Raw genomic sequence first — 7,772 nt, 5'->3', positions numbered from 1 at the left:
TGTCGCTGCGCTCCACCCTTGACTGCCCGGCCCGCCCCGGAATGCCATAAGACTGTCGGGAAGCCCCCGAAGGACGGTCAGGGGGACAGGTCCACATTCAGCTCCCTCAGGGACGCTGATCTCCCGTCCCCGTTCAGCCGCACCCAGCCCACCAGGACCGACCAGCGACCGGCGGCACGGGGGACGCGTCAGATCGCTACGCGCTTCTCATATCTCAGCGTCTGGCGACCGTCTGGGGCTGGACATAGGCCGCCCACGACCGGCACGAAGGCCTCTCAGCCTGCGACAGCGGGCTTTTTGTCCCTTTTGGACGCCAATCGAGACCCGCAAAGGGCCTTCCCGGAGTGGGAGGTTGAGAAATCCGGCATCAGACTCCCTCTCGCCCCCTTTTCGCCCCCAAAGAGCCCGCAAGAGCCCCAAAGAGATCCCAAACGGTCCGCAGACAGGCCGCAGACGCCCGAAAACCCGCCCACGGACGTCGTCTGACGCCCCCAGCGGCCTGCAGACGCCGGAAGACCGCCCACGGTCGTCGTCTGGCGGCCTCCACGGCCTGCAGACGCAGGAAGACCGCCCACCTGCGGTGCGTGGGCGGCCTATGTCCGGCCCCGGACGGTCGTCGGACGCTATGCCGAGAGGAGCGCGTAGCGATCTGACGCGTCCTGGGGCCTCATCGTCATCTCATCGGCCTCTGGTGCAGGTTGGCCCTGCCCGCGCGCCCGTGCCGGGTGGGCTTGGTGGTTCTGGTGGGCTGGGTGCGGGTGAACAGGGAGGTCCCGGTCCGCATCCCTGATGCGGCCGCTCCTGGTCGGATGACCTCCCGGCCATCCTTCGGGGGCTTCCCGGCAGTCTTATGGCATTCCGGGGCGGGGCGGTCAGTCAAGGGTGGCCGAAGGCAAGCGACGCGACCGCAGGGAGCGCCCTTGACGGACCGACCCGACACGGAAGGACAGTGGACTGACGGGACGCCCCCGGACCCCTCACCGACCCCGGCCGACTGGAACCCTGCCCTCCCGGAGCCCCCGCTCGCGTTCCTGCCGCCCCGGGCGCACCCTGGAGGCAGGGTGACCCCCTGGAGGTGATGCACCATGCCCACACTCGTCGGGTGGCACGTGGAGCTCGAATTCACCGAGGAAGGCCACCGCACCAGCGCGGCGGCCATGGTCAGGCTCGGTGACGGCTCCGAGATGAGGGCGCGTGGCTACGCCATGCGTCACCCCTCCGACCCGGAGCAGCTGCGGGTCGGGGAAGAGATCGCCGGCGCTCGCGCGCTGATGGATCTCGCGTCCCAGATGCTGCAGAAGGCCCACTCAGAGATCGACGAAGCGACGGGCCGACACTCCTACCCGATCAGCTAGTGACCCACTGAGCGAGGTGGGACCACGCGCTGGGAGAGAGAGCGAGCGAGGGGCCGTGAGGGACTTTCGAGTCCCTCACGTGCACCTGGCCGGGGCAGGTGGCCACCTCCACGCACTGGCCGCCTTCGTCGCCGCTGTAGCTCGACTTCCGCCAGGCGACGGCGACCTCCAGGCACTGGCCGCCTTCATCGCTGCTGTAGCTGGACTTGAACCACGTGAGTGTGGTGTTCATCGTTCTCCTAAGAGCCGATCCAACAGGCCCTTCGTCTCCCCGAAGTTGAGGGCCTGGGATCGCAGCATCGCATACTTCCGAGTGAGGATGCTGAGCTCGTCGGGGTCCTGTCCGAGAACGCTGCCGCGCTGGGTCTCCGCGTAGGAAAAGTGCTGATGTTCGGGGGTTTCCAGGAGTGTGAACGGCCCGTTGAGACCCGCGTGGCCGGCGATGCCCAGGGACAGGATCTGGAGCGAGATGCCCGGCCGGTCCGCGTACGTGCGTAGGTGCCGGAGCTGTTCCCGGTAGACCTCGTCGCCGCCGATCCGGTCGCGGAGGGCCGCCTCCCAGATGACGAAGCTGAGGGTCGGAGGGACCGGGCGCGCCAGAATCTCCTGCCGCTCCATGCGGCGGGCTACCTGGACCTCGATTTCCTCGGCGCCCAGGTACGGAATGCGGCAGCCGAACAGCGCGCGGGCGTACTCCTCCGTCTGGAGAAGGCCCGGTACGACCTGGGTGTCGAACCACGAAATCGCAACGGCCTCCCGCTCCCGGTCCATGTACTCCTCCGCCCACGGCGGGGTCACGTCCACCGCAGGCATCTGCTCTGCCGCCACGCTGAGGACGCCCGGCAGGCCGAGGAGCCGGTCCAGCAGCTCGGCCACGTCGGGCATCAGTGCGCGCCTGCCCTGCTCGACCGAGGCGATGGTCTGTTCCTCCAGCCCCACCAACTCTCCAAGTTGCTTCTGGGTCAGGTTCTTCGCGACGCGGCTGACGGCGACCATCGCGCCGACCATCTTCATGGTCGTCGCGTTGGGCCGTGGGCGCTTCCTTGGTGGCATGACAGCGAACTCCCCGTCCGTGCACGGGCAATACCCGTGACAACCCGTACTCATCAATGAGTACGGGTTGGCGCTCGGCTACACGCTAGTCACTCCGCGCGACGATCGCCTCGTGAATCTCGACATCCAACCGGCCCTCCTGCGGCAGCAGTTCTACCTCCGGTCTCCCCGAACCATCAGTGCCGCAAGGGGTTTCACACGTGACACCCTCCACGCCTGGGGTGTCACGTCGCGTGAGGACGACACGTTGCTCTGCGTGAGCGAGCTCGCCACCAACGCGCTCCTCCACGGCGCCCCGCCCGGCCGCGGCTACCTGCTCCGGCTCCTCCGGCTGGAGCACCTCGTACGCGTGGAGGTCCACGACAGCGGCGGCGGCGAGCCCCTCCCCCGGCGACAGGACCGGGACGGCGGCGGCCGGGGCCTGCTCATCGTCGAAGCGGTTGCCGATCTCTGGGGCGTGAGTGAGCGCCGGCCTGGCAAGGTGGTGTGGTGCGAGTTCCGAACACACCTTGCTGACATGCACAGTTGGGGGAAACGTGCTCACGTACCAGGAAGTGATGACGACGAACTTCGGCCTGCTCGCCACGGCGGCGAGCGCGTGGGACGAGATGGCCGGTGAACTGAAGAAGGTCGAGGACCGGTACGCCGGGAGCGTTCAGAAGGTCACGATGGGTCCGTCCGTCGGCCAGAACTGGCTCGGTCTCAGCGCCGGGGTCGCGCAGGACCGCTTCGCCACCACCCGGCGCGAGTACGCCGCCGCCCAGACCGAGGCGAAGGCGGTCGCCGCGCTCCTGCGCGACGCCCACGCCGGGTTCGTGGACCTGAAGAAGAAGGTGGATTCGGCCCGCAAGGACGCCGTCGACGCCGGTATGGCGGTGTCCACGGCGGGCCGGGCCAGCTTCGACTTCACCCGGGTCGAGGACCCCGTCCAGGCCCGCATCCTGCGCCGCGACCCCGGGATGCGGGAGGCTGAGGACTCGTGGACCGCGCACATCGCGGAGGCGGTGCGCGCGGTGGACGAGTTCGACAAGGCCATCAGGCAGGCGCTCCAGGCCGTGGTGGTCGACTCCAACCCCTTCGACGGCACCATGGGCGGCTTCAACGCCACCGCCAAGCCGGTGATCCCGCCGACCGGATCGGCGCGCAGCGAGCAGAAGTTCACCGAAGCCGAGAAGTGGATCTTCGACGAGATGAAGCGGAACGTGGACTCCGACACCGTCCACCAGCTTCAGGCCCTGCTGCGCGAGCCGGAGTGGTACGACTTCGGGCGCAACTACGGAGGCGACATCAACGCGGCGCTCGTGATGTGGGGCCTGAAGGTGGCCCCCGGCCAGGACTGGGACCACAAGCCCCAGCTCCAGCAGCACTTCGACCTCCAGACGAAGAACGACTACTTCTTCAAGCAGCCGGGCCAGAACCGGGAGGTGTTCTACGACATCTACTCGAACATCCACTACGGGTACATCGGCCGGGCCGCCGGATTCGACCCGGACACCCTCATCAAGGGTGCCTCGCTGGGGGAGACCCTGCTGACGGGTGACGACGACCAGGGCGATCAGATCACCATGAGGATCGGAATGGACCTGTATGACAAGTACGGCAAGGACATGACGGAAGACCAGCTCAAGCAGGGGATCGAGGACGCCATGGACCGGATGGAGCAGGCGAAGCGGGAGGGCAAGGACGTCCCGCAGATCAGGAGCACCCCGTGACGCGCGGACAGCTGGGCTGTGTGGTCGCCCCGCTCGCCGGTCTGGGCACGGGCGTGCTCGGCGCGGTACTGCTCAATGCGGCCTGGCAGGCCTGCGACGTCGGCGTGAACGGGGCCGCCAACGGCCTCGCCCTGCTCTTCTACGGGGCGCTGCTCGCCCTCCTCGCGACGGCCTGGTGGGGCGTGCTCGTCGCGTACGTCGGCCGTTGGAACCTGGCGGCCGCCCTCCTCGGCGGCCTGGCCGGGGCAGCCGTCATGGTCTGGGTGTTCGTGGCCCTCCTCCAGGTCCCCGACGGCTACCGCTGCTAGAACCTGATCGCGGCGAAGCCGCGGGTCCCGGCGGAGAGGACCAGTACGACCACGATGAAGAGGTTCAGCGCCGTGCCCACGTAGACCAGCACGCTCGACGGGCCGCGGAACAGGAACAGGCCGCGGATGAGGCCGAAGAGGGCCATGAGCAGCGAAACGATCCCCATGGCGAACACGATGGTGAGGGACACCGGGAGGTCGAGCATGACCACGAGCCAGCCGAGGAAGAGGAAGACCGTGAACTGGGGCAGCCCGAGCATGAAGACCAGCCACGCGCTCGAACGGTAAGGCCGGTACGCGGGCATCGGCGGGACCACCACCACCTGGGGCGCCATGGGCGCCACGGGTGCCGGCGGGCCCGAGGGCGGGGCCGGGGGCCCCTGGAAGGGGATCTGGTTCGCCGTCACCGAGCTCAGGCCGATCGACCTCAGCGTGGACGTGGAGCCCGTCGCGGACGCGGAGCCCGTCGCGCTCGCGCCGGGCGGCACGCCGTACGCCGCCACGGCCGCCGGTCCGCCCAGGAGCTGCTCCAGCAGGTCGTTCAGGGTGTCCCCGAACGCCGGGTCGCGGGAGATCTCGTCGGCCACCACCGGTACGGCGATGGCGGTGGACGCATCCCCCGGCTCGTCGCGCAGCTTCGTCAGCACCGCGGTGCCCAGCGCGCCGCCGCGCAGCCTGTCCTCCACGTGGACCCGTATCCGCGCCCGGAGGGCGGACTGCGCCGGCGTGCCGCCACCGGCGCCGGTCAGCACTCTCAGCGCGGCGCGCGCCAGCGGTAAACCGTGCGCACCCTGTGAACCGTTCACGATCGGCCTCCCCTGCCGTTCAGACGGAAGGCCGATCGTACGGAGCGGTGCGCCCCGCGAACAGGGTCAGAGGCGCTCGGGCGTGCGGATGCCCAGCAGGGACATGCCCTTCGTGAGCGTGCGGGCGGTCAGGTCGCACAGGAACAGGCGGTTCTCGCCGACGACGAGCTCCGGCTCCGGCTTGATGACGGGGCACTGGTCGTAGAACGTCGTGAACAGCGAGGACAGCTGGTAGAGGTACGCGGCCAGCTTGTGCGGGGCGTGCTCCGCGGCCGCCTCGGCGATCAGCTCGCCGAAGCCGTCCAGGTGCAGGCCCAGCGCGCGCTCGGCCGGGGCCAGCTCCAGCTCCGGGTGCGCGAGCGGGGTGCGCTCGCCCGCCTCGGCCGCCTTGCGCAGGATCGACTTGATCCGCGCGTACGCGTACTGGAGGTACACGGACGTGTCGCCGTTCAGCGAGACCATCTGGTCCAGGTCGAACTTGTAGTCGCGCGAGGGGGAGGTGGAGAGGTCCGCGTACTTGACCGCGCCGATGCCGACGTACCGGCCGTTCTCGACGATCTCCTCCTCCGACAGGCCGACCTTCTCCGCCTTCTCGCGGACGACGGCCGTGGCCCGGTCCACCGCCTCGTCGAGCAGGTCCACCAGCCGGACCGTCTCGCCCTCACGGGTCTTGAACGGCTTGCCGTCCTTGCCGAGGACCGTGCCGAAGGCCAGCTGCACGGCCTTGACCTCGTCGTTCAGCCAGCCCGCGCGGCGGGCCGTCTCGAAGACCATCTTGAAGTGCAGCGACTGGCGGGCGTCGACCACGTAGATGAGGGTGTCCGCCTTCAGGTGGCTCACGCGGTCCCGGATCGCCGACAGGTCGGTCGCGGCGTAGCCGAAGCCTCCGTCCGACTTCTGGACGATCAGCGGGGTCGGGTTGCCGTCCGGGCCCTTGTACTCGTCGAAGAACACGCACAGCGCGCCGTTGGAGCGGACGGCGACGCCCGAGTCCTCCAGCAGCTTGCACGTCTCGACCAGCATGTCGTTGTAGCCGGACTCGCCGACGACGTCCGGGTCCTGGATGTCCATGTCCAGCTTGTCGAAGACGGAGTAGAAGTAGATCTTCGACTCGTCGACGAACCGCTGCCACATCGCGAGGGTCTGCTCGTCGCCCGCCTGGAGGTCGACCACCCGGGCGCGGGCCCGCGTCTTGAACTCCTCGTCCGAGTCGAAGAGCGCGCGCGAGGCCTTGTAGAGGCGGTTGAGGTTGGACATGGCCTCCTCGCCGGAGACCTCCGCGTCGTCGGCGCCGTCAACGGACTTGTGGTCCAGCTCGTGCGGGTGCTCGATCAGGTACTGGATGAGCATGCCGAACTGGGTGCCCCAGTCGCCGATGTGGTGGCGCCGGACCACCTTCTCGCCCGTGAACTCCAGGATCTCGACCATCGCGGCGCCGATCACGGCGGACCGCAGGTGGCCGACGTGCATCTCCTTCGCGACGTTCGGCTGCGCGTAGTCGATGACGGTGGTGCCCGCGTTCGCGGCGTACGGGACACCGAGGCGGTCGTCGCCGGCGCGGGCGGCGAGGGTCTCGATGATCGCCCGGTCGGAGACGGTGATGTTGAGGAAGCCGGGGCCCGAGACCTCGATGTCCCGGATCAGGTCACCGGTGGGGATGGACCCGACCACGGTCGTCGCCAGCTCGCGCGGATTGGCCTTGGCCTTCTTCGCGAGCGCCAGGATGCCGTTGGCCTGGAAGTCGGCCCGGTCGCTTCGTCGCAGCAGCGGGTCGGCGCCACCGGCCTCCGGCAGGGCCGAGGCGAGGGCGTCCGCGACGCGCTGGTTGACGGACGAAGCGAGCGAAGGGACCGAGGCCATGAGCTGCCGTTCCTGTGAGGTCGTGCCTGAAGGTGCACTTGGTTGTTCCGACAAGCCCCGAGTATCCCACGGAGGGGCTGTCCGGATTCCGGGATTTCCCGGTCACTACAGTGCCGCCATGAACAGGACCACCCTGCGCGGTGCCGGGGCTTTCCCCGAGGTCGGCCCGCTGGAACTCCGCCCCGTCGGGCCCGGCCGACCGGCATTCTTCATGCTGTTCATCGGGGCGCCCAGCATCGGGAAGCTGCTCACCGCGCCCGACGGGCTCGGCCGCCTCCTGGCAGCGGGCTCCTGCGCCCTCATGGCCGTCGTCCTGGTGTTCCTGCTGGTCTGGCAGCTCCGGTGGCGCACCCCGGGGACCCTGGTCCGGCTGGACGGGTACGGGGTCACCGTCGGTGCCGGGCCCGCCATCCCCTGGTCCGACCTGAGCGAGGTCCGCAGCGGGAAGAGTGGCGTCGTGGTGCTGGTTCCCCGCCCCGGGATCGAGCTGCCGGTCGTGCCCCACGGAATGCCCTTCGGCCGGCCTGCGCGCCGGAGGGCCGTGTACATCCGGCGCTACGGCAGCCCCCTCGTTCTGATGCCCCAGATGCTGGACACCACCGGGCCCCGGATACTCGCCGCCGTGCGGCGGCTCGGAGGGATACCGGTCGCCACGTCCGACCCGGCCACGTCCTGACA

9 protein-coding genes are annotated in these 7,772 nt (G+C 69.3%); 5 read left to right on the top strand and 4 right to left on the bottom strand.

Going from position 1 to position 7,772, the window contains the following annotated elements:
- Positions 1 to 1,085: 1,085 nt before the first annotated feature.
- Positions 1,086 to 1,355 carry a DUF1876 domain-containing protein gene (locus tag ADK52_RS30475; RefSeq protein ID WP_030161312.1) on the top strand — a complete coding sequence of 90 codons (270 nt, stop codon included), beginning with the start codon at positions 1,086 to 1,088 and terminating at the stop codon, positions 1,353 to 1,355.
- Here the strand turns inward: ADK52_RS30475 and ADK52_RS30470 are convergent.
- Positions 1,348 to 1,587: a DUF397 domain-containing protein gene (locus ADK52_RS30470; protein WP_053693073.1), complete on the bottom strand. Its 240-nt coding sequence runs from the start codon at positions 1,585 to 1,587 to the stop codon at positions 1,348 to 1,350. The two genes, ADK52_RS30475 and ADK52_RS30470, sit on opposite strands and share 8 nt — an antisense overlap.
- Positions 1,584 to 2,408, bottom strand: a complete 825-nt coding sequence (locus tag ADK52_RS30465; protein WP_053693072.1) for a helix-turn-helix domain-containing protein — start codon at positions 2,406 to 2,408, stop codon at positions 1,584 to 1,586. The genes ADK52_RS30470 and ADK52_RS30465 overlap by 4 nt, the downstream gene beginning before the upstream one ends.
- A gap of 112 nt (positions 2,409 to 2,520) precedes the next feature.
- On the opposite strand from ADK52_RS30465, the gene ADK52_RS40670 reads away from it, so the two are divergent.
- From ADK52_RS40670 to ADK52_RS30450, 3 genes are read left to right on the top strand one after another with little or no spacing between them, the layout of a single operon-like run.
- The gene (locus ADK52_RS40670) at positions 2,521 to 3,027 is read left to right on the top strand and encodes an ATP-binding protein (protein WP_078988716.1); all 507 of its coding nucleotides are present in this window, start codon (positions 2,521 to 2,523) and stop codon (positions 3,025 to 3,027) included.
- A complete protein-coding gene (locus tag ADK52_RS30455) occupies positions 2,966 to 4,120 on the top strand; it encodes a polymorphic toxin type 44 domain-containing protein (protein WP_234344320.1) in 1,155 nt (384 codons plus the stop codon). Before ADK52_RS40670 ends, ADK52_RS30455 begins: the two co-directional genes overlap by 62 nt.
- Positions 4,117 to 4,428: a hypothetical protein gene (locus ADK52_RS30450; RefSeq protein WP_053693069.1), complete on the top strand. Its 312-nt coding sequence runs from the start codon at positions 4,117 to 4,119 to the stop codon at positions 4,426 to 4,428. The genes ADK52_RS30455 and ADK52_RS30450 overlap by 4 nt, the downstream gene beginning before the upstream one ends.
- On the opposite strand, the gene ADK52_RS30445 is transcribed toward ADK52_RS30450, so the two are convergent.
- Together ADK52_RS30445 and argS are read right to left on the bottom strand one after the other, a co-directional pair.
- Positions 4,425 to 5,234, bottom strand: a complete 810-nt coding sequence (locus ADK52_RS30445) for a hypothetical protein (RefSeq protein WP_159046063.1) — start codon at positions 5,232 to 5,234, stop codon at positions 4,425 to 4,427. The two genes, ADK52_RS30450 and ADK52_RS30445, sit on opposite strands and share 4 nt — an antisense overlap.
- Positions 5,235 to 5,300: 66 nt before the next feature.
- Positions 5,301 to 7,094, bottom strand: a complete 1,794-nt coding sequence (gene argS / locus ADK52_RS30440) for an arginine--tRNA ligase (RefSeq protein WP_053693067.1) — start codon at positions 7,092 to 7,094, stop codon at positions 5,301 to 5,303.
- A gap of 118 nt (positions 7,095 to 7,212) precedes the next feature.
- On the opposite strand from argS, the gene ADK52_RS30435 reads away from it, so the two are divergent.
- On the top strand, positions 7,213 to 7,770 hold the full coding sequence (locus ADK52_RS30435) for a hypothetical protein (RefSeq protein ID WP_053693066.1): 558 nt from the start codon (positions 7,213 to 7,215) through the stop codon (positions 7,768 to 7,770).
- The last annotated feature ends 2 nt before the right edge of the window (positions 7,771 to 7,772 follow it).

It is taken from the genome of Streptomyces sp. WM6372 (genome assembly GCF_001279655.1).
Lineage (GTDB): Bacteria > Actinomycetota > Actinomycetes > Streptomycetales > Streptomycetaceae > Streptomyces.
The sequence above is the reverse complement of the archived record's forward strand: the minus strand, read 5'-3'. Positions and strand labels throughout refer to the sequence as shown.